This window comes from Neisseria sicca VK64, from assembly GCF_000260655.1.
Classification (GTDB): Bacteria; Pseudomonadota; Gammaproteobacteria; order Burkholderiales; family Neisseriaceae; genus Neisseria; species Neisseria sicca_B.
On sequence record NZ_AJMT01000117.1, the window covers coordinates 1 to 23,124 of the forward strand.

The 23,124-nt window shown below is 53.0% G+C and carries 22 protein-coding genes; 11 read left to right on the top strand and 11 right to left on the bottom strand.

The window, feature by feature from the left end:
• Nucleotides 1-150 precede the first annotated feature (150 nt).
• Nucleotides 151-2,193 carry an ATP-dependent DNA helicase RecG gene (gene recG, locus HMPREF1051_RS06925; protein WP_155815305.1) on the bottom strand — a complete coding sequence of 681 codons (2,043 nt, stop codon included), beginning with the start codon at nt 2,191-2,193 and terminating at the stop codon, nt 151-153.
• A 129-nt stretch (nt 2,194-2,322) separates the two neighbouring features.
• Between recG and HMPREF1051_RS06930 the strand changes: the two genes are divergently transcribed.
• The 4 genes from HMPREF1051_RS06930 to HMPREF1051_RS06945 all read left to right on the top strand — a co-directional run bounded on the left by HMPREF1051_RS06930 (nt 2,323) and on the right by HMPREF1051_RS06945 (nt 7,095).
• The gene (locus HMPREF1051_RS06930; protein WP_003766319.1) at nt 2,323-3,033 is read left to right on the top strand and encodes an SMI1/KNR4 family protein; all 711 of its coding nucleotides are present in this window, start codon (nt 2,323-2,325) and stop codon (nt 3,031-3,033) included.
• A gap of 48 nt (nt 3,034-3,081) precedes the next feature.
• Nucleotides 3,082-4,059, top strand: a complete 978-nt coding sequence (locus HMPREF1051_RS06935) for a virulence RhuM family protein (protein ID WP_003766316.1) — start codon at nt 3,082-3,084, stop codon at nt 4,057-4,059.
• Between the two features lie 67 nt (nt 4,060-4,126).
• A complete protein-coding gene (locus tag HMPREF1051_RS06940; protein ID WP_003766325.1) occupies nt 4,127-4,687 on the top strand; it encodes a hypothetical protein in 561 nt (186 codons plus the stop codon).
• Between the two features lie 113 nt (nt 4,688-4,800).
• The gene (locus tag HMPREF1051_RS06945) at nt 4,801-7,095 is read left to right on the top strand and encodes a Tex family protein (RefSeq protein ID WP_003766351.1); all 2,295 of its coding nucleotides are present in this window, start codon (nt 4,801-4,803) and stop codon (nt 7,093-7,095) included.
• A gap of 180 nt (nt 7,096-7,275) precedes the next feature.
• On the opposite strand, the gene HMPREF1051_RS06950 is transcribed toward HMPREF1051_RS06945, so the two are convergent.
• Entirely contained in the window at nt 7,276-7,575 is a 300-nt protein-coding gene (locus tag HMPREF1051_RS06950) for a membrane protein (protein WP_003766302.1), read from the bottom strand.
• Nucleotides 7,576-7,734: 159 nt separating this feature from the next.
• Between HMPREF1051_RS06950 and HMPREF1051_RS06955 the strand changes: the two genes are divergently transcribed.
• Nucleotides 7,735-8,076, top strand: a complete 342-nt coding sequence (locus HMPREF1051_RS06955) for a hypothetical protein (RefSeq protein ID WP_003766327.1) — start codon at nt 7,735-7,737, stop codon at nt 8,074-8,076.
• 76 nt (nt 8,077-8,152) lie between these two features.
• On the opposite strand, the gene prmA is transcribed toward HMPREF1051_RS06955, so the two are convergent.
• The 4 genes from prmA to accB form a co-directional block, all read right to left on the bottom strand.
• Complete coding sequence (prmA, locus tag HMPREF1051_RS06960; RefSeq protein ID WP_003757185.1) at nt 8,153-9,040, bottom strand: 50S ribosomal protein L11 methyltransferase; 888 nt, start codon at nt 9,038-9,040, stop codon at nt 8,153-8,155.
• 297 nt (nt 9,041-9,337) lie between these two features.
• Nucleotides 9,338-10,699 carry an acetyl-CoA carboxylase biotin carboxylase subunit gene (accC, locus tag HMPREF1051_RS06965; RefSeq protein ID WP_003757186.1) on the bottom strand — a complete coding sequence of 454 codons (1,362 nt, stop codon included), beginning with the start codon at nt 10,697-10,699 and terminating at the stop codon, nt 9,338-9,340.
• A 35-nt stretch (nt 10,700-10,734) separates the two neighbouring features.
• A complete protein-coding gene (locus HMPREF1051_RS06970) occupies nt 10,735-10,926 on the bottom strand; it encodes a YqaE/Pmp3 family membrane protein (RefSeq protein WP_003741645.1) in 192 nt (63 codons plus the stop codon).
• A gap of 70 nt (nt 10,927-10,996) precedes the next feature.
• Nucleotides 10,997-11,458 carry an acetyl-CoA carboxylase biotin carboxyl carrier protein gene (accB, locus tag HMPREF1051_RS06975; protein ID WP_003766308.1) on the bottom strand — a complete coding sequence of 154 codons (462 nt, stop codon included), beginning with the start codon at nt 11,456-11,458 and terminating at the stop codon, nt 10,997-10,999.
• A 375-nt stretch (nt 11,459-11,833) separates the two neighbouring features.
• On the opposite strand from accB, the gene queA reads away from it, so the two are divergent.
• Nucleotides 11,834-12,865: a tRNA preQ1(34) S-adenosylmethionine ribosyltransferase-isomerase QueA gene (gene queA / locus HMPREF1051_RS06980; protein ID WP_003766310.1), complete on the top strand. Its 1,032-nt coding sequence runs from the start codon at nt 11,834-11,836 to the stop codon at nt 12,863-12,865.
• A gap of 121 nt (nt 12,866-12,986) precedes the next feature.
• Here queA and HMPREF1051_RS06985 read toward each other — a convergent pair whose 3' ends face one another.
• Nucleotides 12,987-13,607: a nuclease-related domain-containing protein gene (locus HMPREF1051_RS06985; RefSeq protein ID WP_003766306.1), complete on the bottom strand. Its 621-nt coding sequence runs from the start codon at nt 13,605-13,607 to the stop codon at nt 12,987-12,989.
• A 797-nt stretch (nt 13,608-14,404) separates the two neighbouring features.
• Here HMPREF1051_RS06985 and HMPREF1051_RS06990 point away from each other — a divergent pair.
• Both HMPREF1051_RS06990 and xth read left to right on the top strand, forming a co-directional pair.
• Nucleotides 14,405-14,686, top strand: a complete 282-nt coding sequence (locus HMPREF1051_RS06990; RefSeq protein ID WP_003766347.1) for an ArsR/SmtB family transcription factor — start codon at nt 14,405-14,407, stop codon at nt 14,684-14,686.
• 186 nt (nt 14,687-14,872) lie between these two features.
• Nucleotides 14,873-15,643, top strand: coding sequence for an exodeoxyribonuclease III (gene xth / locus HMPREF1051_RS06995; protein ID WP_003766323.1), 771 nt, complete (start codon nt 14,873-14,875; stop codon nt 15,641-15,643).
• Between the two features lie 198 nt (nt 15,644-15,841).
• Here xth and aat read toward each other — a convergent pair whose 3' ends face one another.
• Together aat and fur are read right to left on the bottom strand one after the other, a co-directional pair.
• Nucleotides 15,842-16,567 carry a leucyl/phenylalanyl-tRNA--protein transferase gene (gene aat / locus HMPREF1051_RS07000; protein ID WP_003766330.1) on the bottom strand — a complete coding sequence of 242 codons (726 nt, stop codon included), beginning with the start codon at nt 16,565-16,567 and terminating at the stop codon, nt 15,842-15,844.
• A 192-nt stretch (nt 16,568-16,759) separates the two neighbouring features.
• Nucleotides 16,760-17,257: a ferric iron uptake transcriptional regulator gene (gene fur, locus HMPREF1051_RS07005; protein WP_003766333.1), complete on the bottom strand. Its 498-nt coding sequence runs from the start codon at nt 17,255-17,257 to the stop codon at nt 16,760-16,762.
• Between the two features lie 158 nt (nt 17,258-17,415).
• On the opposite strand from fur, the gene HMPREF1051_RS07010 reads away from it, so the two are divergent.
• Both HMPREF1051_RS07010 and dapB read left to right on the top strand, forming a co-directional pair.
• Entirely contained in the window at nt 17,416-17,799 is a 384-nt protein-coding gene (locus tag HMPREF1051_RS07010; protein ID WP_003757199.1) for an outer membrane protein assembly factor BamE, read from the top strand.
• 16 nt (nt 17,800-17,815) lie between these two features.
• Nucleotides 17,816-18,625 (top strand): 4-hydroxy-tetrahydrodipicolinate reductase, encoded by an 810-nt coding sequence (gene dapB, locus HMPREF1051_RS07015; protein WP_003766314.1) that lies wholly within the window; start codon nt 17,816-17,818, stop codon nt 18,623-18,625.
• Nucleotides 18,626-18,722: 97 nt separating this feature from the next.
• Here dapB and HMPREF1051_RS07020 read toward each other — a convergent pair whose 3' ends face one another.
• Nucleotides 18,723-19,673, bottom strand: coding sequence for a bile acid:sodium symporter family protein (locus tag HMPREF1051_RS07020; protein ID WP_003757204.1), 951 nt, complete (start codon nt 19,671-19,673; stop codon nt 18,723-18,725).
• 326 nt (nt 19,674-19,999) lie between these two features.
• Between HMPREF1051_RS07020 and HMPREF1051_RS07025 the strand changes: the two genes are divergently transcribed.
• Nucleotides 20,000-21,280, top strand: a complete 1,281-nt coding sequence (locus HMPREF1051_RS07025; RefSeq protein WP_036492365.1) for an MFS transporter — start codon at nt 20,000-20,002, stop codon at nt 21,278-21,280.
• Between the two features lie 420 nt (nt 21,281-21,700).
• On the opposite strand, the gene HMPREF1051_RS07030 is transcribed toward HMPREF1051_RS07025, so the two are convergent.
• The gene (locus HMPREF1051_RS07030) at nt 21,701-23,041 is read right to left on the bottom strand and encodes a YadA family autotransporter adhesin (protein WP_036492368.1); all 1,341 of its coding nucleotides are present in this window, start codon (nt 23,039-23,041) and stop codon (nt 21,701-21,703) included.
• Nucleotides 23,042-23,124 lie beyond the last annotated feature (83 nt).

Here is a 23,124-nt window from a genome sequence, read left to right on the forward strand (position 1 = left end):
GAGGCCGCAGACAGTACAGATAGTACGGAACCGATTCACTTGGTGCTTCAGCACCTTAGAGAATCGTTCTCTTTGAGCTAAGGCTAGGCAACGCCGTACCGGTTTAAAGTTAATCCACTCTATCCGCAGGCGAAGCCTTTTCAGACGACCTCACACGCCCAAATATCCTTCCCTGCTGGCAAGCCACCTTGCCAGATGCGCTTCGACGATTTCGGGGTTTTGTTCAATCAGCAAGGGGGCAATTTCGCGCGCTTGTTCCAAGAGGTGCAGGTCTTCTTCGAGGTTGGCGAAGCGCAGCATGGGGACGCCGCTTTGGCGCGCGCCGAGAAATTCGCCGGGGCCTCGGATGTTGAGGTCTTGGCGGGCGATTTCGAAGCCGTCGGTGTGTTCGTAGATGACTTTCAGCCGCGCTTTGGCAAGTTCGCTCAAGGGTTCGGCAAACAGGAGGACACACACGCTTTCCGCCGCGCCGCGCCCTACCCGTCCGCGTAATTGATGCAGCTGCGCCAAGCCCATGCGCTCGGCGTGTTCGATCACCATCAGGGCGGCGTTGGGCACATCTACGCCGACTTCGATGACGGTGGTGGCAACCAAGACGTTCAGACGACCTGCGGCAAATTCCGCCATGACTTCGGCTTTTTCGGCGGCCTTCATGCGCCCGTGTACCAAGCCGATGTTGAGTTCGGGCAAGGCTGCCTGAAGCTGGGCTAGGGTTTCGGTGGCGGTTTGCAGTTGCAGGGTTTCGCTTTCTTCAATCAGCGGGCAGACCCAGTATGCCTGCTGCCCTTTGCGGCAGATGTTGAGGACGAAGCCTTCGACTTCGGCGCGGCGGACGTTGTTGACAAGGCGGGTTTTAATCGGGGTGCGCCCGGGCGGCAATTCGTCGATGACGGACACGTCCAAGTCGGCGAAAAAACTCATGGCGAGCGTGCGCGGGATGGGCGTGGCGGACATCATCAGCTGGTGGACGTCGCGCCCTTTGTTTTTGAGGGCGAGGCGTTGGGCGACGCCGAAGCGGTGTTGTTCGTCCACAATCACCAAGCCGAGATTTTGGAACTCGACGTCGTCTGAAAACAGGGCGTGCGTGCCAACGGCGATTTTGACGGTGCCGTCGGCAAGTTTGGCTTTGGCTTCGTCTTTGGCTTTCTTGCGCTGGCTGCCGGAGAGCCAGACGACTTCGAGACCTAAAGGTTCGAGCCATTGTTTGAACTTGATAAAGTGCTGTTCGGCAAGGATTTCGGTCGGCGCCATCACAGCCGCCTGCGCGCCGGATTCGATGGCGGTCAGCGCGGACAAGGCGGCGACGATGGTTTTGCCGCTGCCGACATCGCCTTGCAGCAGGCGGTGCATGGGGTGGGTTTGCGCCATGTCGCGGCGGATTTCGGACACGACCCTTTCTTGGGCATCGGTCAGGGCAAACGGCAAGGCGTGGCGCAGGGCTTGGGTCAATGTGCCGTCGCCGCCCAATGCCGCCGCCGTGCCGCTGACGCGCTTCTGCCGCGCCAGCCGCATGGAAAGCTGTTGCGCCAAAAGTTCGTCGAATTTGAGCCGCTGCCATGCAGGCAGCGCGCCGTCGGAAAGCTGGTGGATGGTGAAACTCGGCGGCGGCGAATGCAAAAGGCGCAGGCTTTCGGCGAGGTGCGGCAGTTTCAGACGACCCAATAAGGCATCGGGCAGCGTGTCGTGCAGCGGCGTAACGTCCAACGCCGTCTGAATGATGCGGCGCAAAGTAGGCTGGTTCAAGCCGTTTACAGTCGGATAGACGGGCGTGAGGCTTTCCGCCAAACCGCTGCTCTCGGCATCGCGGATTTTAGGATGAATCATCTCGTCGCCGTAAAACCCGTGTTTGATTTCGCCCACGGCACGGATGCGTTTGCCGACCGCCATCTGCTTCTGATGGCTGGCGTAAAAGTGTATGAAACGCAGAAAAAGGACGCTGCCGGAACCGTCGGCGATTTGGACAATCAGCTGCTTGCGCGGTTTGAACGTTACTTCCTGATGGATAACTTCACCCTCGACCTGACACGGCACACCGATTGGTGCATCCTTAATCGGCATGATGTGCGTCTCGTCCTCGTAACGCAGCGGCAGATGCAAAACCAAATCCCACGCGGTATGGAGGTTGAGTTTGTCGAGCTTCTTGGCGGAAACGTCGGTAATTTTGAGCTGTTTCTGGGTTTCGGGCGTCATCATGGCTTTGTCCTTTAATGGCGCGTATTTTAGCTGAAAATGTAAGAAGGGGTCGTCTGAAAGGACGTTCGGCACCAAGTTAATCCTTTATAATAGCGTGTTTTTCAGACGACCCCTACCCCAGATTACTCCATGAATTATCTGCAAAATATCGCCACCCTCTATCAACTTGACCCCCTACCCTGCGGTCTGCCCGAAGCCGAAATCACTGCTGCCGAACAACGCCTAGGCATCCGCTTCCCCGCCATGTTGCGCGAATATCTGCTTACATTGGGCGGCAGCGAGGCGGTCAATCAGTCGTTTAACCGATTGTTGCCATTGGAAAAGATAGATTTTGACGGCGATTATCTGGTGCTGATGGAAGAAAACCAAAGCGTATTTCTGTGCGGCATTGCTAAAGCCGATTTGGCGCAAGACAACCCGCCCATCCATATCGGCTTTTACACCGATGAAACCGAAAGCTACAAATGGCAGCCGCACCTGCCCGACACCCGCACCCTACTGCTGGAACTGGCTTACACCAACGCCGCCATGGGCGGGCTGCACTACTGCGCCAACATCATGGACGAAGAATCGACAGATGCCCAAGCTGCACGTTTTATCCAACAAAACCGCACCGAAATCATAGAACTCCGCCAAAAAAACCAACGCTTCTACACCGACGGTTTTCACGAAATCATCCTGCTTTGCTTCGCCGAAAACGGCAACGCAAACGGCGTATTTATCGGCACCGCCGACCAAAACCGCTTCGACACGCTGCTCGAACTGTTCGGCTGGGACAGTTGGCTCTACACTTCTTATGACGATGAAGATGAAGATGACGAAGAATGTGATGAGGAATAAACCGGCAATATTTTTCAGACGACCTTTACCTGCAAACGGGGAAAACCCATGTCCGACATCCTGATTTACCAAACCGAAGACGGCCGCACCCAAGTAAACCTGCTGGTGCAGGAACACACCGTTTGGCTCAATCAAAGCCAACTGGCCGAACTTTTTGACACCTCCGTGCCAAACATCGCAACGCATATCAAAAATATATTGGAAGACAAAGAGTTGGATGAGAATTCAGTTATTAAGGATTTCTTAATAACTGCCGCAGACGGCAAGCAATACCAAGTCAAACACTATACTTTGGAAATGATTCTGGCCATCGGCTTCCGAGTGCGCAGCAAACGCGGCGTGCAGTTTCGCCGTTGGGCTAACGAGGTTTTGACGGGCTATTTGGAAAAAGGCTTCGTGCTGGACGACAAACGCCTGAAAAATCCCAATGGACGCGTGGATTACTTTGACGAACTGCTGGAAAAAATCCGCGATATCCGCGCCAGCGAAATGCGGTTTTATCAAAAAGTGCGCGAACTGTTCAAACTCTCCGCCGATTACGACCCCACCGACAAAGCCACGCAGATGTTTTTCGCCCAAGCACAAAACAAACTGATTTACGCCGTAACGCAGCAAACCGCCGCCGAACTCGTCTGCCACCGCGCCGACGGCAACGCCCCCAATATGGGGCTGACATCCTGGAGCGGCGAACGTGTACGCAAAGCCGATATCGTCATCGCCAAAAACTACCTGACCGCCGACGAAATCGACACACTCAACCGCCTGACCGTCATCTTTCTGGAAAGCGCGGAACTGCGCGCCAAAAACCGGCAAGGCCTGACGCTTTCGTTTTGGCAAAACCGCATAGACAGCATCATCGCCGACAACGGCTTCGCCGTATTGGAAGGCAAAGGCACGCGCAGCCACAAGCAAATGGAAGCGTTTGCCGGCGAACAATACGGACTGTTCAGGCAAAACCGTTTGGCGCACATGGCGCGGCAGGCGGAAGCGGAAGATATTGCCGAATTGGAAGCGTTGAAACGGTAGTTTCAGGCCGTCTGAAAACCCAATTTATAGACACTTAACAAATAAATTTTAAAACACTATGAGTAATATGAGTATTGAAATTTTTACCTTCTTAGGAGGCGGTGCGGTAGGCGCAGTAATCAGCACATCTATCAGCGCATTTGTTGCCTACAAAACCACCCAATCCAATCAAAATTTTCAATTAGAAATGGAGCATCAAAAACATCAAAGGGAACAAATTGAAAAGAAGTTAGCAGAGAGGAAAAGGATGTTACTGGAAATTCATCAATTATTAAGTAGAATTTCTCGTGAGTTTTCTTCGACCGGCATCAATATAAAAAGGGAAGCACAGATAACTGCAGAGCAATATGATGCAACGTATTCAGAAATATGCACATCCTGTGATTTGATCAATGCTTATTGTGATTTATTTTTTCCAGATTTATCGCGCAATATATATGATATATGTGGCGAAATGAATATGTTTTGGGGGACTTTTAAAAGCTATCTCTACTTTCTGGAAACGCAAGCTGACCAAGAACTGAAGCACAGTAAAATGACTGAACTTGTAATCATAGCCAACAAAATCAATGAACATATTAGAACAGCAAAATATAGGCTATCTTCCATAATGGAAAAAATGGAGTAGCCAAAGTGCGGCTGGATTTTTGAATCAGACTTCCCTATTTCCAAACAAAACATTCATTGCTCAATATATCGTATTTGCCTTTCAGGCAGCCTGCACCCATCCAAAGGACCCCCATGAACATCACCCAAATCCTCTCTCAAGAACTCTCCGCCACTGCCGCGCAAATCACCGCCGCCGTCGAGCTTTTGGACGACGGCGCGACCGTGCCCTTTATCGCCCGCTACCGCAAGGAAGCCACGGGCGGGCTGGACGACACGCAGCTGCGCCAGCTTGCCGAGCGGCTGCAATACCTGCGCGAGTTGGAAGAGCGCAAAGCCGTTGTTTTAAAAAGCATTGAAGAGCAAGGCAAGCTTTCAGACGACCTCAGGGCGCAAATCGAAGCCGCCGACAACAAAACCGCGCTGGAAGACCTGTATCTGCCCTACAAGCCCAAACGCCGCACCAAAGCGCAAATCGCGCGCGAACACGGTTTGCAGCCGCTGGCGGACGTGTTGCTTGCCGAGCAGCCGCAGGACGTGGAAGCCGCCGCGCAGGGCTACCTGAACGAAAACGTCCCCGACGCCAAAGCCGCGCTGGACGGCGCGCGCGCGATTCTGATGGAGCAGTTTGCCGAAGACGCGGAACTCATCGGCACGCTGCGCGACAAGCTGTGGAACGAAGCCGAAATCCACGCGCAAGTCGTTGAAGGCAAAGAAACCGAAGGCGAAAAATTCAGCGATTATTTCGACCACCGCGAACCCGTCCGCGCCATGCCCAGCCACCGCGCGCTGGCGGTTTTGCGCGGCCGCAACGAAGGCGTGTTGAACATCGCGCTCAAATATCAGCCCGACGACACGCCGATTACGCAGCAAAGCGAATACGAGCAACTCATCGCCCGCCGCTTCAAGGTTTCAGACGACCACAAATGGCTGCGCGACACCGTGCGTCTGACTTGGCGCGCGAAAATCTTTTTGTCGCTGGAACTTGAAGCCTTAGGTCGTCTGAAAGAAGCCGCCGACACCGACGCGATTACCGTGTTCGCCCGCAATCTCAAAGACTTGCTGCTCGCCGCGCCCGCCGGACGGTTGACTACGCTGGGTCTCGACCCCGGCTACCGCAACGGCGTGAAATGCGCCGTGGTGGACGACACGGGCAAGCTGCTGGATACGGTCATTGTCTATTTGCACCAAGAAAACAATATGTTGGCAACGCTGTCGCGCCTGATTAAGCAGCACGGCGTGAAACTCATCGCCATCGGCAACGGCACCGCCAGCCGCGAAACCGACAAAATCGCAAGCGAACTGGTGCGCGGAATGCCGGAAATGGGGCTGCACAAAATCGTCGTCTCCGAAGCCGGCGCGTCGATTTATTCCGCGTCCGAACTGGCGGCGCGCGAGTTCCCCGACTTGGACGTTTCCCTGCGCGGCGCAGTATCCATCGCCCGCAGGCTGCAAGACCCGCTCGCCGAGTTGGTCAAAATCGACCCCAAATCCATCGGCGTGGGGCAGTATCAGCACGACGTGAACCAAAGCCAGCTCGCCAAATCACTGGACGCGGTGGTCGAAGACTGCGTGAACGCCGTCGGCGTAGACGTGAATACCGCCTCTGCCCCGCTCTTGGCGCGGATTTCCGGCTTAAATCAAACCCTTGCCCAAAACATCGTCGCCTACCGCGATGAAAACGGCGCGTTCGACAGCCGCAAAAAATTGCTGAAAGTACCGCGTTTGGGCGAAAAAACCTTCGAGCAGGCAGCAGGCTTTTTGCGGATTAACGGCGGCAAAGAACCGCTGGATGCGAGCGCCGTCCACCCCGAAGCCTATCCCGTCGTCGCCAAAATGCTGGCGCAACAAGGCATTACCGCCGCCGAACTCATCGGCAACCGCGAGCGTGTGAAGCAAATCAAAGCGTCCGACTTCACCGACGAACGCTTCGGCCTGCCGACCATTTTGGACATCCTGTCCGAACTGGAAAAACCCGGCCGCGACCCGCGCGGCGAATTTCAGACGGCCTCATTTGCCGAAGGCATCCACGAAATCAGCGACTTGCAAGTCGGCATGATACTCGAAGGCGTGGTTTCCAACGTCGCCAACTTCGGCGCGTTCGTGGACATCGGCGTCCATCAGGACGGCTTGGTGCACATCTCCGCCCTGTCCAATAAATTCGTCCAAGACCCGCGCGAAGTGGTGAAAGCCGGCGACGTGGTGAAAGTGAAAGTGCTGGAAGTCGATGCCGCCAGAAAACGCATCGCGCTGACCATGCGCTTGGATGACGAACCGGGCGCAGCCAAAGGCAACAGGTCGTCTGAAAACGAGCGTAGCGAGTTTCGCCAAAACAAACACTCCGAACGCCGCGACCGCAAACCCCAACGCAACGACCGCGCCCCGACCAATTCGGCGATGGCGGATGCGTTTGCGAAGTTGAAGCGGTAAGGCGGGTATTAAAAAGAGCTGCAAAATGATTTGCGGCTCTTTTTTTAAATCGAATCCACTATATTTGATAAACATGCCCAAAGTTCAAACCCTTCTGCCAAAGAGAAACGCCAATTCAGACGACCTGAAAATGCAAAAACCGCCCCAATCAGGCGGTTTATATCATTATTTTTTAAACCATCAATAAATATTGAGCGGTAGGCTGCGATCACCCAGAATGATAGGATCGGCAGCCACAATGCCATCATTGACAATGACTGATGTAGTCTTGACGGAGCCGGTGACGGCATTGAGGTGTCCCCATATATAGACCAGCCCTATCGGAGAGGGTTGGATTCTGGTCGGTTTGCCCATCAATGCAATCACTTCTCTTTCACTCATGCCCTGCCTGATTTGCCGGGCGTTGGTCCAGCTGAAATTATTACCGAAACAGCCTGCCAATGTGACGGAAACAAGGGCAGCCAAAAACAACTTCTTCATTTATTATTCCTTTTATCATACAACAGTGTCGATTATGACATTATGCTTTAATGGCAATGCAATTGCAACCAGCCGTCATAACCGATGGCTTGCAGATATAAACAGGCGTATAGTTTGAGATATTGCAAACCCATCATCACCATCCAAGGAGTCCAAACCATGAAACCTGTTTTATTTGCCGCGCTGATTTCCTGTTTTTCCGTTGCTGCCTATGCGGCCTGTACCGACAGCCAGCAGCAGTGTGTGATTTATAAAAACGGTAATGTCGCGGCTGAAGGCGGCTGTACGGTCAACAAGTGTCAGAATGCCGATGCGCAGGTGTTGAAATGGAAGCTGAAAAACGGTAAAGGCGTAACCGTCGAAATCGGGAAAAACGGCAAGGTTTTAGTGAACAAAAAACCGGGAGCGAAGGCGAGCAACAGCAACGCGGCGGGCATGGGCTTGACGTGTTATGCCGCCGATGCGGACAAGCGTGAGCAGTTCTGTTCGACCAATTATTAATACAGGATTGGCATGAAAAAGGTCGTCTGAAACCTGAATCGGTTTTCAGACGACCTTTTGTTTGAGCGTATCGCTATCAGCGTTTGACGCCGCTGAGCCTTGCCCAGCCTTCGTCGATTTCGGCGGGTTCGATGTCGAACCATTGGCGGTAAATGCCGCTGAGTTCTTCAACTTGTTCGTCCAGTAAACCGGACAACACGATGCGGCCGCCCTGTTTGGTGCGGGCGGCGAGCATTTCGCCGAGCATGCGCAGGGGATTGGCGAGGATGTTGGCGACGACGATGTCGAATTGTCCTTGCGGCAAACCGTCGGGCAGGTAGAACTGTGCATCGACGTTGTTTTGTGCGGCGTTGTCCTTGCTGGCGCGGATGGCTTGTTCGTCAATATCGACGCCGACGGCAGAACCTGCGCCAAGCTTGAGGGCGGCGATGGTCAGGATGCCGGAGCCGCAGCCGTAGTCGAGGACGCTTTCGCCGCCTTTGAGTTGTGTGTCCAGCCACTTGAGGCAGAGGCGGGTGGTCGGATGGCTGCCGGTACCGAAGGCAAGGCCGGGGTCGAGCTGGAGGTTGACGGCATTGCTGTTGGGCGCTTCGTGCCAAGAGGGGGTAATCCACAGGCGTTCGGAAATTTGGATGGGGTCGAACTGCGCTTGGGTCAGGCGCACCCAGTCTTGGTCGGCAAGGATTTCGCTGGTGTATGCCAAGTCTTTCAACCCGCATGCTTGGCTGGCGGCTTGAATCATGGCTGCGGCATCGTCGTTTTCACCGAACAAGGCGATGACTTTGCTTTGCTGCCAGATTTGTTCGGTCGGCATACCGGGTTCGCCGAAGATGGCTTGTTCGTTTTCGGTGCCTGCGTAGGCATCTTCAATGGCGGCGGAGAGTGCGCCGTGTTCCATCAGGGCGTCAGCGAGGCGTTCGGCGACGGCGTCGTTGACGTTGATGGTGATTTGTTGATAGGACATGATGGGCTTTCTCGGTGGGGTCGTCTGAAATTAGGAAACGACGGTCAAATACGCAATTTTGGTTGTTTGCGGTATGTTTCGGCTATTGGCGTAACAGTGTGATTGAATCGTTTTTTTTGCCTGAACACGTTTTTTCTTGCGTGAAATGGCGGCGGACAGGCTTACTCAGTCATAATTATAGGCTTGTCGGCAATCGCGGTTGTATGCCCGAAATCAGAATTCAACCTGTCTGAAAAAAGGTCGTCTGAAAGCCATTCGGTTTTTCAGACGACCTTCGACTATCCAAACGGGACGGTTTTATTTGTCCTGTTTGGCTTTGCGTTCTTCCAGCCAGTGTTCCAGATAGTGGATGCTGACGCCGCCTTTTTCAAAACCGGGGTCGCTGAACAAATCGCGGTGCAGCGGGGTATTGGTTTTGATGCCGGTTACGGCAAGCTCGGCGAGGGCGACGCGCATTTTTGCCATTGCCTGCTCGCGGGTTTTGCCGATGACGCAGACTTTGCCGATCAGGCTGTCGTAGTACGGCGGGATGCGGTAGCCTTGGTAAATATGGCTGTCCACGCGGATACCGAAGCCGCCGGGCAGGTGGCAGCTTTCAATCAGGCCTGGGCTGGGGATGAAGTTGTACGGGTCTTCGGCATTGATGCGGCACTCGAAAGCATGGCCTTCGATGTGGATGTCTTTTTGCTTGTATTGCAAAGGCAGGCCGCCGGCAATGCGGATTTGTTCCTGTACGATGTCCACGCCGGTAATCAGCTCGGTAACGGGGTGTTCGACTTGGACGCGGGTGTTCATTTCGATAAAGAAGAATTCGCCGTTCTCATACAGGAATTCAAACGTACCTGCGCCACGGTAGCCGATACGTTTGCAGGCGTCGGTACAGGCTTTGCCGATTTTTTCGCGGGCTTTTTCGTCGATGAAGGGAGCGGGGGCTTCTTCGATGACTTTTTGGTGGCGCCGCTGCATGGAGCAATCGCGCTCGGCAAGGTAGATGGCGTTGCCGTGTTCGTCGGCGAGCACTTGGATTTCGACGTGGCGCGGGCGTTGCAGGTAGCGTTCCATATAGACCATCGGGTTGCCGAACGCCGCGCCTGCTTCGGCTTTGGTCATTTCGACGGATTTGATCAGGTCTTCTTTTTTCTCGACCACACGCATACCGCGTCCGCCGCCGCCGCCCGATGCTTTGATAATCACGGGATAACCGACTTTATCGGCGGTTTTGAGGATTTCAGCGGGATCGTCGGACAGGGCGCCGTCCGAACCCGGAACGCAAGGCACGCCCGCTTCAATCATCGCGTGTTTGGCGGAAACTTTGTCGCCCATCAGGCGGATGGTTTCGGCTTTGGGGCCGATGAAGATGAAGCCGGATTGTTCGACCTGTTCGGCAAAATTGGCGTTTTCGGCAAGGAAGCCGTAGCCCGGGTGGATGGCATCCGCGCCGGTAACTTCTGCGGCGGCGATGATGGCAGGGATATTAAGATAGCTTTGTGCGGAAGCGGCAGGGCCGATGCACACGGATTCGTCGGCAAGTTTGACGTGCAGACTGTCTTTGTCGGCTTCGGAATGCACGGCGACGGTGGCGATGCCCATTTCACGGCAGGCTCGCAGGACGCGCAGCGCGATTTCGCCTCGGTTGGCGATTAATACTTTTTTCAGCATGATGACCTTTCCTGTGGTTTCAGACGACCTGCTTGTTACCTTTTGCCCAACGCATTGCGGATTTTTTCATCGGTCTTGTATTGGCTCAACGCGTACACCGCCCACATGGCGGCAGGAATCCAGCCGATTAAGGTGAATTGGAGAATCAGACAGATGATGCCCGCAATCGGACGGCCGATGGTGAAGAATACGGCGAAGGGCAGGAAGATGGCTAACAACAGGCGCATGGTGGAAATCCTGAGTTGGAAAGCATTTCAGACGACCTCCACGCAATCCGGAAGGTCGTCTGAAAACGAATTATTCGATGATGAAAAGCGGCTCGCCAAATTCCACAGGCGTACCGTTTTCCACCAGAATCTCTTTAACCGTACCGGATTTCTCGGCTTCGATTTCGTTCATCAACTTCATCGCTTCGATGATACACAGCGTATCGCCGGCTTTGACTTGCTGACCGACTTCGACGAAGGAGGCGGCATTCGGGCCGGGCGCGCGGTAGAACGTACCGACCATAGGCGATTTTTGCGCGTTGGACAGGTCGCGTGCGGCTGGGGCTGCGGGAGCGGGGGCTGCTGCTGCGGCAGGCGCGGCGGCGGGTGCAGGGGCAGGCACCGCTACTTGGGCGGGCGCTGCATAAACGGGAGCCGGAGCGGCGGTGGCGCGGGTGATGCGGACTTTTTCCTCGCCTTCAGTAACTTCGATTTCGGCGATACCTGATTCTTCTACTAAATCAATCAGTTTTTTTAACTTGCGCAAATCCATTTTCGTTCCTTTACGATACGGCCAAAATGTCGTGAAGCGGCCGTGTTTGTTGCGTGATATTTCAGAAAACAACCGGCCTGCGGCAACGGCGCAAGCCGGACGGTATTGGGTTGCATAAAGGGCATTCGCAGGAGCAGAAACCCCGTAAATGAATTTGACTATTTTCCCGAACTTGCCGACAAATGTCTAGCAAAATCTCGAAAAAAGGCGGTTTTTGAACAAAACGGGCAAATTCGGAGATTTCGCCCGAATGCGTATTTTTTCAATGAGTGTTTATTCTAATTTGTTGGTTTATGAAGGGAAAAGGTCGTCTGAAAAAAGCCAAAGTGCGTATAATGACCGCCTGACAAAATTTGTAAGTATCAAAATAAGATTATGGACATTTCCGATTTCGATTTCACCCTGCCCGACCGATTAATTGCCCAGCATCCGCCCGAAGTACGCGGCAGCAGCCGTCTTTTGGTCGCGCTGCCCGATATGCCGCTGCAAGACCGCGTGTTCGGCGATTTGCCTGATTATATTGAGGCGGGTGACGTTTTGGTGTTCAACAACACCAAAGTCATGAAAGCGCGGCTTTTCGGGCAAAAAGAGAGCGGCGGCAAAATCGAAGCCTTGATAGAGCGCGTTTTGGACAATCACACCGCGCTGGCGCACATCCGTTCGTCCAAATCGCCCAAACCCGGCACGAAGCTGATTTTTGAAGGCGATATTTGTGCCGTCATGGTGGAGCGGGCGGACGAACTGTTCTGCCTGCGCTTTGAAGGCGAACAAACCGTTTACGAGCTGCTGGAGCAAAACGGCCATTTGCCGCTGCCGCCCTATATCGAACGCGCTGCCGGCGCAGATGACGACACGCGCTATCAAACCGTCTATGCCAAACATCAGGGCGCGGTCGCGGCGCCGACGGCAGGTTTGCATTTTACAGACGAGCTTTTAGGTCGTCTGAAAGCCAAAGGCGTGGAAACGGCGGAAGTCACCCTGCACGTCGGCGCGGGAACGTTCCAGCCCGTGCGCGTGGACAAAATCGAAGAACACAAAATGCACAGCGAGTGGTTTGACGTACCGCCCGAAACCGTCGCCGCCATCGAAGCCGCCCATACGCGCGGAAACAAAGTTTGGGCAGTCGGCACCACTTCCATGCGCGCCCTCGAATCCGCCGCGCGCGAGACAGGTCGTCTGAAAGCGGGACAGGGCGACACCGATATTTTCATCACGCCGGGCTACCGCTTCCGCGTCATCGACCGCCTGATTACCAATTTCCACCTGCCCAAATCCACGCTTCTGATGCTCGTCAGCGCGTTTTCGGGCATGGAACACATCCGCGCGGTGTACCGCCATGCGGTCGAACATGAATACCGTTTTTTCAGCTACGGGGACGCGATGGTTTTGGGGCGCTCGGAACCTTAAAAATCTCTGAAGAAAAACGTCGTCTGAAAACGATTCAGACGACGTTTTTTTTGGGAAGGTTTATAAAGTGGGCAATCTGCAATACATAAAAACCGATTATGCCCAATCCGCCCCACCCTGTTCATACATGCGATTCAAACCTCTGCCGGTTGAAAACCAAATCAAATTCATAGCCTTCCAGCACTTCCCTGATTTGCTTGACTTCTTCGGGCATCAGCACGACTTCTGTATATTGTGAAATATATTCCGCAAAATCAGAGTCTTCAGTAACATTGTCCGGCATCATGGTTTGAAATTGGCAATTACCCGGAAAAACCACCACCGAAGAAAACGCCCGCGTCGGCAGGTGGAGCTTCTCAGACAAAATCCGAATGTATTGCTGGTTTTTCAACAAAGGGTTGGGAAACAGCGTCTTGCTTTTGTGAAACTTCTGCGTCCACATCCCATTGCCGTCGTCGCCCCAAATCCTGCCCTGATAATTCGGCGTGGCAACCACGAAAATCCCGAAACAGGATACATAAACATAATCAATCTGTTCATGCTGCCCGTCCCGATAAATATCCAAGCCGCGAAACTCATGATAGACAGATTCGTCCAAGCTGCAATCCGCACGGACATTGACGGCGAAACGGCTGATAAATTGTTTGACAGGCGTATTTTTAGACAGGCAGGTTACCAGCACAAATGCCGCTGCACAGCCCGTCAGCACAAGACCGCCCGAAGACAGAAAGTCGGTATCCATAAATGATATTTTCCCGCAAATACTGCCGCTCCTGCATGAACAGCACTCCCCATACCCCATACAGACGGCAAAAATGTTATTTTTTATAATGTATTAGCTTATTTATAATGCTAATGTAATTTTTTATGATTATAACGCAATTTATATTATTTACAATAAAAAATACCATTTGTATAAAATTTACACCGCTTATCATTTTTTGAATCAGTCATTCTTCAGACTGACATTGCCTGACCGTTTCCATCCCTTCACTTTCCAAATCCAAAAAATCTCCTGATTATTCAATCTCAAGCATGCATCATAAATTAATCTAAAACCGACGCGCAAACCTTCAAAAACCCAATCCCGCTACAAAAATAATCTGTGATATCAATCCGCCACACCTCTTTAAGTGTCGGCAAAATATCACACTCCCCGACAGCCCTTCCCTGCCTCTGTTTTCAGACGACCCCAATAATATTTCGAACCTCCCGACACAGTTCCCAAATACGACACCGCCGATAACACTTTGTATAGAAATAGTTTCTTTAGTTTTTATAAACACAAAAATAAAATGAGAACCTTTATCCACATTCCAAAAACATATTCACCCGATTCGGTTACTTTCTCAAAAGCCGGCGAAACAACAATTATTTACGATAAATTTTAACGGACATACTCCTTTTTCACGCTGCTTGCTTTATACTTACCCGATATAAACGGTTGAATTTACGGATAAACGCAAAAAGAATCAAACTCATTTTGCCCTACCATTTCAACCCCTAAAAACCAATCTTATTGATAAAGAAAGCCTCACTATGGAAACCAAACGTCTCTCTTCCCTTCTCAAACTCATCGCCAACCCCGACCGCATGACCATTTTGTTCATGCTGATGGACAGCGAACGCAGCATTGCCGAATTATCCGAAGCGCTCGGACAGCCTGCGACCGCCGTTTCCAACCACCTCGCGCGCCTGCGCTCCGAAGGTCTGATCGATTTCACCCGCTACCACCGCATCATCGAATACCGGCTGGTATCCGAAGAAGCCGCCGTCATCCTCGATACGTTGCGCAATTTGGAAAACCGTAAAGCCGCCTAAAGGCTGTTGAGCCTTGTTTTCTCAAACGGATTTTTGTTTCAAACCGGCAGCCGCCGAAATCCCCTGATGATACAATAGCGTCCCGTTTACCCAACAAAGCGGTTTTCATGAACCGCTTTGTTTTGTCCTTATTCTGCCCGATAAGCCCGAAATGCTTTTCAGACGACCCTCACACACGGAATCCGCATGAAAATCACCACTTGGAACGTCAATTCCCTCAACGTGCGCCTGCCGCAGGTGCAAAACTGGCTTGCCGACCATCAGCCCGATATCCTCGTCTTGCAAGAACTCAAGCTCGACCAAGACAAATTTCCTGCTGCCGCCCTGCAAATGATGGGCTGGCACAGCGTTTGGAGCGGACAAAAAACCTACAACGGCGTCGCCATCATCAGCCGCAGCGAACCGCAAGACGTGCACGTCGGCCTGCCTGCCCTGCCCGACGACCCGCAACGCCGCGTCATCTCCGCAACCGTCAACGGCGTGCGCGTCATCAATGTCTATTGCGTCAACGGCGAAGCCCTCGACAGCCCGAAATTCCAATATAAAGAACAATGGTTTGCCGCATTGACTGAATTTGTCCGCGACGAAATGACCCACCACGAAAAACTGGTCTTGCTCGGCGACTTCAATATCGCGCCTGCCGATGCCGACTGCTACGACCCCGAAAAATGGCATGAAAAAATCCACTGCTCATCCATCGAGAGACAGTGGTTCAAAAATCTGCTGGATTTAGGCCTGACCGACAGCCTGCGCCAAATCCACCCCGAAGGCGCGTTTTACACTTGGTTTGACTATCGCGGCGCAATGTTCCAACGCAAACTCGGACTGCGCATCGACCACCAGCTCATCAGCCCCGCCCTGTCTGCCGTGTTGAAAGACGTTTATGTCGATTTGGACGCGCGCGCGCAAGAACGTCCCAGCGACCATGCGCCGGTCGTGGCTGAATTTGATTTGTAAGGCGCAATCTTTAAAAAAGGTCGTCTGAAAACCTCATTTTTGCGTTTTCAGACGACCTTTTGCTATTCGCTTCTGACTCGAAGCCGACTCTATAGTGGATTAACTTTAAATCAGGACAAGGCGACGAAGCTGCAGACCAGATAGTACGGCAAGGCAACGCCGTACTGGTTTAAAGTTAATCCACTATATATCTTGCCGCTATTCCAACGTTCCACCTACCACCCTCGCGCACAAAGCTTCCTTCAAAGGCAAAGCGTTCAAGCGTTGCAAGGTCGTCTGAAATTCGGCGAACGGTATCGGTTCCGAACCGAAACGATGCATATGCAGGGTATCTTGCTGACAGTCAATCAACTCAATGCCCAGTCCGGCAAGAAACGGGACGGCTCGCGCGAAAGCAATTTTGGAGGCATCCGGCTCAAGGGCGAACATGGATTCTCCGTAAAACACCCGTCCGATTTGTACGCCGTAAAAGCCGCCCGCCAGTTTCAGACGACCTGTTTCATCGGGATAGAAACATTCAAACGAATGCGCATGACCCAAGCGGTGCAGCTCGGTATAAGCGGCTTGGAATTCGGGAACAATCCATGTGCCGTCCTGACCGGGGCGCGGAAAGGCGGCGCAATGCGCAATGACGGTTTCGAAACATTGGTTGACCGTTACCCGATAGGGTTTGTTGCGCAAGGTTTTCGCCAACGAACGCCCGATATGCAGATTTTCAGGCACGATGACGGCGCGCGGATCTATGGTGTGCCAAAAAAACCAACCGTCTTCGCTGAACCACGGGAAAATCCCCTGCCGATACGCCGACAGCAGCCGTCCCGTGTCCAAATCGCGGCTGATACCGACCACGCCGTCGCATTCTTCCAGCGCGTAAAACGGGTCAGGAAAAGTGTAATCATTAGGGTAAAGCAAGGGGATACTCATTAAAAATCCTAAGGTATAGTGGATTAACTTTAAACCGGTACGGCGTTGCCTCGCTTTGTCCTGATTCAAATTTAATCCACTATATTATTCTGATTTGCAGCGGCATGATGTTCATGTTCCGCAAAAAATTTCAGACGACCCCAAATTTTCATCCGAGGTCGTCTGAACATCAAACATCTTTTAAAACGGGAATCAGCGTTTGCTCTTCGCTTGGCATTCGCCGCACACGCCGTACATATAAAGCGCGTGGTCAACGATGCGGTAGCCGTTTTCTTCCGCGATTTTGTCTTGCAAGGCTTCGATTTCAGGATTGTGGAATTCCGTTACCTCGCCGCATTTCACGCAGACGATATGGTCGTGGTGGTCGCCTTTGTCCAATTCGTAAACCGCCTTGCCGGTTTCAAAATGGTGGCGCTGCAAAATGCCTGCCTGCTCGAACTGGGTCAACACGCGGTAAATCGTCGCTACGCCGATTTCCACACCCTCTTCCAGCAAAATACGGTACACATCTTCGGCACTCAAATGCTCTTCAGCATGCGACTCGAACAAATCCAAGATTTTCAAACGCGGACCGGTAACCTTCAAACCGCTGTCTTTCAATTGCGCAATATTGCTGAATTTTTCCATAATATTCAATATCCCTGTGAAGTAATAGACGTTATAATACGCAATTTCAGCCCGCTTGCCCACTATTACGCCATAGCGGTTTGCAATAAAACCACAAGTTTTGTTTGCATACAAACGATAGCAGGCTGAAATTATAATCAAAGAGATGATTATCGTTTGCTTTTTCAAAAAATTCAAGCAATGATACCCTTCCACCCGAATTCGAACAGAAAGGCATATCCGTGAACAAACCCCTCTGTCTTGCCCTCGCCGCCCTCATCGGACTTTCCGCATGCAGCGCCGAACGCGTTTCCCTGTTCCCCTCCTACAAACTCAAAGTCATCCAAGGCAACGAACTTGATCCCCGCGCCGTTGTCTCCCTCCAAGCAGGCATGAGCCGCGACCAAGTCCAACTCCTGCTCGGCACCCCTCTGCTGCGCGACGCATTCCATGCCGACCGCTGGGACTACACCTTCAATACCAGCCGCAACGGCATCATCAAAGACCGCAGCAACCTCACCGTTTATTTTGAAAACGACGTCCTTGTCCGCGCAGAAGGCGATGCCATCCAAAAATCCATCGAAACCCTCCAAGCCGAACAAAAAGCAGCCCAAACTGCACAATAATCATTAAGGAAACCGCATGAGCGCATTAAAAATCGCCATCGCCGGCGTTAACGGCCGCATGGGGCGCGTACTGGTTGAAGCCGTCAACAACCATCCCGACACCGTCCTCTCCGGCGCACTCGAACATTCAGGCTCTGAAGTCTTAGGCTTGGACGCAGGTTTCGCCTCCGGCATCAAAACCGGCGTCGCCATTTCAGACGACGTTGATACCGTCCTCGCCCAAAGCGACGTACTCATCGACTTCACCCGCCCCGAGCCCACCCTCAAACACCTGCAAAAATGCGTTGAAAAAGGCGTCAACATCATCATCGGCACCACCGGCTTCGACGACGCAGGCAAAGCCGCCATCCAAGCCGCAGGCGAAAAAACAGGTATCGTCTTCGCCGCCAACTTCAGCGTCGGCGTCAACCTCACCTTCCACATCCTCGACACCGTCGCCCGCGTCCTCAACGAAGGCTACGACATCGAAATCATCGAAGGCCACCACCGCCACAAAGTCGACGCCCCCAGCGGCACCGCCCTGCGCATGGGCGAAGTCATCGCCGACGCACTCGGCCGCGACCTCAAACAATGCGCCGTTTACGGCCGCGAAGGCCACACCGGCCCACGCGATCCGTCCACCATCGGCTTCGCTACCGTCCGCGCAGGCGACATCGTCGGCGACCACACCGCCCTCTTCGCCACCGACGGCGAACGCGTCGAAATCACCCACAAAGCCAGCAGCCGCATGACCTTCGCCGCCGGCGCCGTCCGCGCCGCAGTTTGGGCCAACGGCAAAACAGGTTTATACGATATGCAGGACGTTTTGGGATTGAAAAACCGCTAAAGCCGTTTTCATCCGCATGACACAAAAAGGTCGTCTGAAAAATGTTTTTCAGACGACCTTTTGATTATTGATTGAAGACTGAACCGACCACCGCAGCTTATTGCTTACGCTTATCCCACCAAGCGAATAAGTTGCCCAAGACAGTTCCCGATACGGAGTGCCAGACGCAGGCGACGGCGGTAGCGACGGCGGATTCGGCGTTACCCGGGAAGAATTTGGCGCTCAGACCCGTGGCAAGACCGGCATTTTGTACGCCGACTTCGATAGCGATGGTACGTTTTTTGGCGGTGTTCATACCAGTCAGCGCGCCGCTGTAATAGCCGAGGATGTAGCCGCCGATATTGTGTGCGGCAATGGCGAGCACCATAACTAAGGCAGATTCGGCAAAGCGGTGGCCGTGGACGGCGGCAACACCGCCGACAATGCAGGCAAAGGCGGCAACGGCAACGGCGGGCATAATGGCGCGGACATCTTCAAACCAGTGTTTTTTGTGCAGCAACATATTGGCGGCAGAGCCGATAACGACGGGCAACAGGGTAACGAGCAACATAAACTTGAACATGCCCCAGCCGTCCATTTCGACGGTTTGTCCGACAAGGTAAGTCATCCACAGCGGCGTCATAACGGGGGCGAGGACGGTAGAGACGGTGGTCATGCCGACTGAGAAGGCAACATCGCCTTTGGCAAGGAAACTCATAATGTTGGACGAAACTCCGCCCGGGCAAGTACCGACCAAGACCAAACCCAGCGTCAATCCTGGCGAAAGGTTGAAGGCTTTGGCGATACCGATGGCGAGCAGCGGCATAATGGTGTATTGGGCGACTGCGCCGATGAAAATATCGAGCGGGCGTTTAGCCAAAATTTGATAGTCTTCTTTGCCTAGAGTCATGCCCATGCCGAGCATAATGATGCCGAGTACGACGACTTGCGTGTCGCCTTTCACCCATGAAAAGGTAGCGGGTTCGATAAAGGCGACGATAGAGGCAAGGACGATAATCAGTGCGGTGAATCGGGTCATTTGCCGGCTGACGGCAGTCAGAAAGTTCATAGTTTGCTCCTTTGTAGGTTGTTATGTATGGCAGCGATTGCCATAATTTAACGGATATTAACTTTTCTATGCAACTCTGGCAACGATAGCGGAAGCAATCGGCAATTGAATAAATAAATGAATAGTCGGCACTATATTGCTGCTTATCTCTTACTGACAGAATCTAAATTTTCAGACGACCCCATCCAAACATCAAACAATTCTTTTGCCCACACTGTGGCAATTCACGCCCTCTCATTTGTTTTTAAACCATTACAGTAGGCAATCCCGCCCTGCTTCGCAGGATTTGTTACAATGTGCCTTTCTTTTTGTACTGCTCATCCATTATGACTGATTCCCAACCAAGCACTATGCAGCGGATTTTTTCGCGCAATATGCTGATTTGTATTTTTACGGGCTTCACATCGGGGCTGCCGCTTTATTTCCTGATTAACCTGATTCCTGCTTGGCTGCGCACCGAAAACATCGACCTGAAAACCATCGGTCTGATGTCTTTAATCGGTCTGCCGTTTACTTGGAAATTTATCTGGTCGCCCGTAATGGATGCCGTGCGCCCGCCCTTTCTTGGTCGCCGACGCGGTTGGATGCTGGTTACGCAAATCGGTCTGCTGCTGACCCTTGCTGCCTACGCATTCCTCAATCCGCACCAACACCTGCCCATCATTGTCGGCCTCTCCGTTGCCGTTGCTTTTTTTTCCGCCAGTCAGGATATCGTACTGGACGCCTTCCGCCGAGAAATCCTATCGGACAAAGAACTGGGTCTAGGCAACTCCATCCATGTCAATGCCTACCGCGTCGCTGCCCTCGTCCCCGGCTCGTTGAGCCTGATTTTGGCCGACATTATGCCGTGGAACAGCGTCTTCCTCATTACCTCGCTATTCATGCTGCCCGGTCTATTGATGACGCTGCTTCTTGCCCAAGAACCAAACATGCCGCCCACTGCACCGCGAACGCTGACTCAAACCGTAGTTGAACCGTTTCAAGAATTTTTCTCGCGCAAAGGAACAAAACAAGCCATCTTGGTGCTGTTATTCATCTTCCTGTACAAACTCGGCGACAGCATGGCCACTGCACTGGCTACTCCGTTTTATCTCGACATGGGTTTCAGCAAAACCGACATCGGTCTGATTGCCAAAAACGCCGGTCTCTGGCCCGCCGTCATCGCCGGCATACTCGGCGGTATCTGGATGCTGAAACTCGGCGTCAACAAAGCCCTGTGGCTCTTCGGCGTCGTACAGCTCGTTACTATCCTGGGCTTTGCCTGGCTGGCCGGCTTCGGCAAATTCGGTATCATTACCCTGACCGAAAAAACAATGCTCGCAGGCGTTATCAGCGCGGAGGCATTCGGTGTCGGATTGGGTACTGCCGCCTTTGTAGCCTACATGGCGCGCGAAACCAATCCCGCCTTTACCGCCACCCAACTTGCCCTGTTTACCAGTCTATCCGCCGTACCGCGCACGTTTATGAACGCATCAGCAGGTTTTCTGATTGAAAAGATGGGCTACGTCAATTTCTTCTGGCTGTGTTTCATGTTGGGAATTCCTGGGATGTTGCTGCTATTTAAAGTTGCGCCTTGGAACGGAGATAAAAAAGAACAATCTGCTTAAATATGCCATCAAATTTAAAGGTCGTCTGAAAACCAATGTATTCGGTTTCAGACGACCTTTTTTACAACGATGCAAATCAAGAATAGAGAAAACAGTCAAGCGGATACAAGACAGCAAACCGCAGATATGTTGGACTGCCGTGGATTCAAATACAAACAAGCCAAGCCACGAGCTGCCATTTCTGGCACAGATATTTCCACTTCAGTTTACCCTCACTCAACTCTCTCCATGACGCTACCGCCCTTCTGCAAATAGTTTTTAGTTTTGCTTGATGCCCGCCGTCTTATATCGACAATATACGAATCCTCCCTATTCGCAATTGCTTTCTTCACGCTCCCTTCGTTCATATAAAAAGGTCGTCTGAAACCCTGTTTTGGATTTCAGACGACCTTTGCTTTGCTTCAGCTAAGAGTCGTTAGCTTACCACTGGTACAACGCACCTGCCCCGACACCGACGTGGCCGTCTGTGTTGGCAGAGAAGTTGCCTTTAACAACCCAGTTACCGCCGTCGCTCATCGCAGACACGCCGATTGCCATGGCGGATTGACCACCGTAGTAGCCGCTACCCACGCCGATACCGGTTGCACCCGGACGGGTTACTTGCGGAATCGAGCCTTGTGCAATCGCACCTGCCACGCCTGCATAGGCTTTTTTGCCGACGCGTTCGATGTTGTTTTGCAGGGCGTTACCCACGCCGGCGAGCTGGTTCAGGTTGACCGCATCGGTACCTTCTTTCGCCGGAGCGACGTTGGTGATGCGTTGTCCGCCGTTGTTCAGACCGATCGGGCTGAGGCTGACAGTATTCGCCGGATTATGGGCGGTCGGTGCAGCGATGCTGACACCTTGCGCGTTAACGGTTACACCGCCTGCGGTTACGCTGGCTACGTCGAGTTTATCGGCAGTAGCAACGTTATACACGGTCTGTCCGCTGTTGCCGGTCGTTTGGTTAACGACGACGTTCTTACCTGCGGTAACTTCGGTTTTCGCTGCTGTCGCTTGTGTCGCTACGTTAGCAATCGCCTGATTGGTGTAATACAACTGGCTGCCGTTGATCGCATCGGTCGAATCCGCAGATACCACGCCTGCCGCCACACCTTGTACCTGACGGGTCTCGTCCGTACCGTTGCCGACGGTGACGACACCGGCGACTTTGTTCGCGGCGGCAGCCGAACCTGCTTTGCCTGCCACGGCTTTGTCGTTCAGGCCGCCGTAGGTGTAGGCTTCGCCTTTGGCCGCATCGGCCGTATGGATGCCTTGGGTTTGGGCGCGGTCGCCGAGGTAGACGGAGTCGTTGACCGTGGCTTTGATGTTGCTGCCCAGTGCGTAGGCGTTGTCGGCGGATACGTTGTTGTTGTTACCGATGGAGTAAGAACTGTTGCCGCTTACTACGGTCGGGTCACCGATGGCGCCGGAGTTTTTGCCGCTGACGATGTTGCCGGTACCGATGGCGATGGTGTTCTCGGCATTGGCTTTGGCGCCTTTACCGATGGCGATGGCGTTGGTGCCTTTGGAAGCGGCTTGGTAGCCGACCGCTGTGGCGTATGCGCCGCTCGCGCTGGAGTCTTCGCTGTTGCGTGCCTGTACGTCGGGTTCCACTTCGCCATCGTTGGTATGGAAGAACTTGATACCTTGTTCGTTCATACGGCCTACGGCTTCGATGACGTTGTTGGTCACGTACATGCCTTGGTCTTCGACGTTGTAGGTCACGAGGCTGTAACCGTTGGACTGGGCAATCTTGGTCTCGTTCGTGACGTTGGTCACATTCGATTGTTGCTGTTGTCCACCAGGGTAATGTTTTTGATATTACCCAAGCCTGCTTTGCCGTCTGCTTCGACTGACGGCGG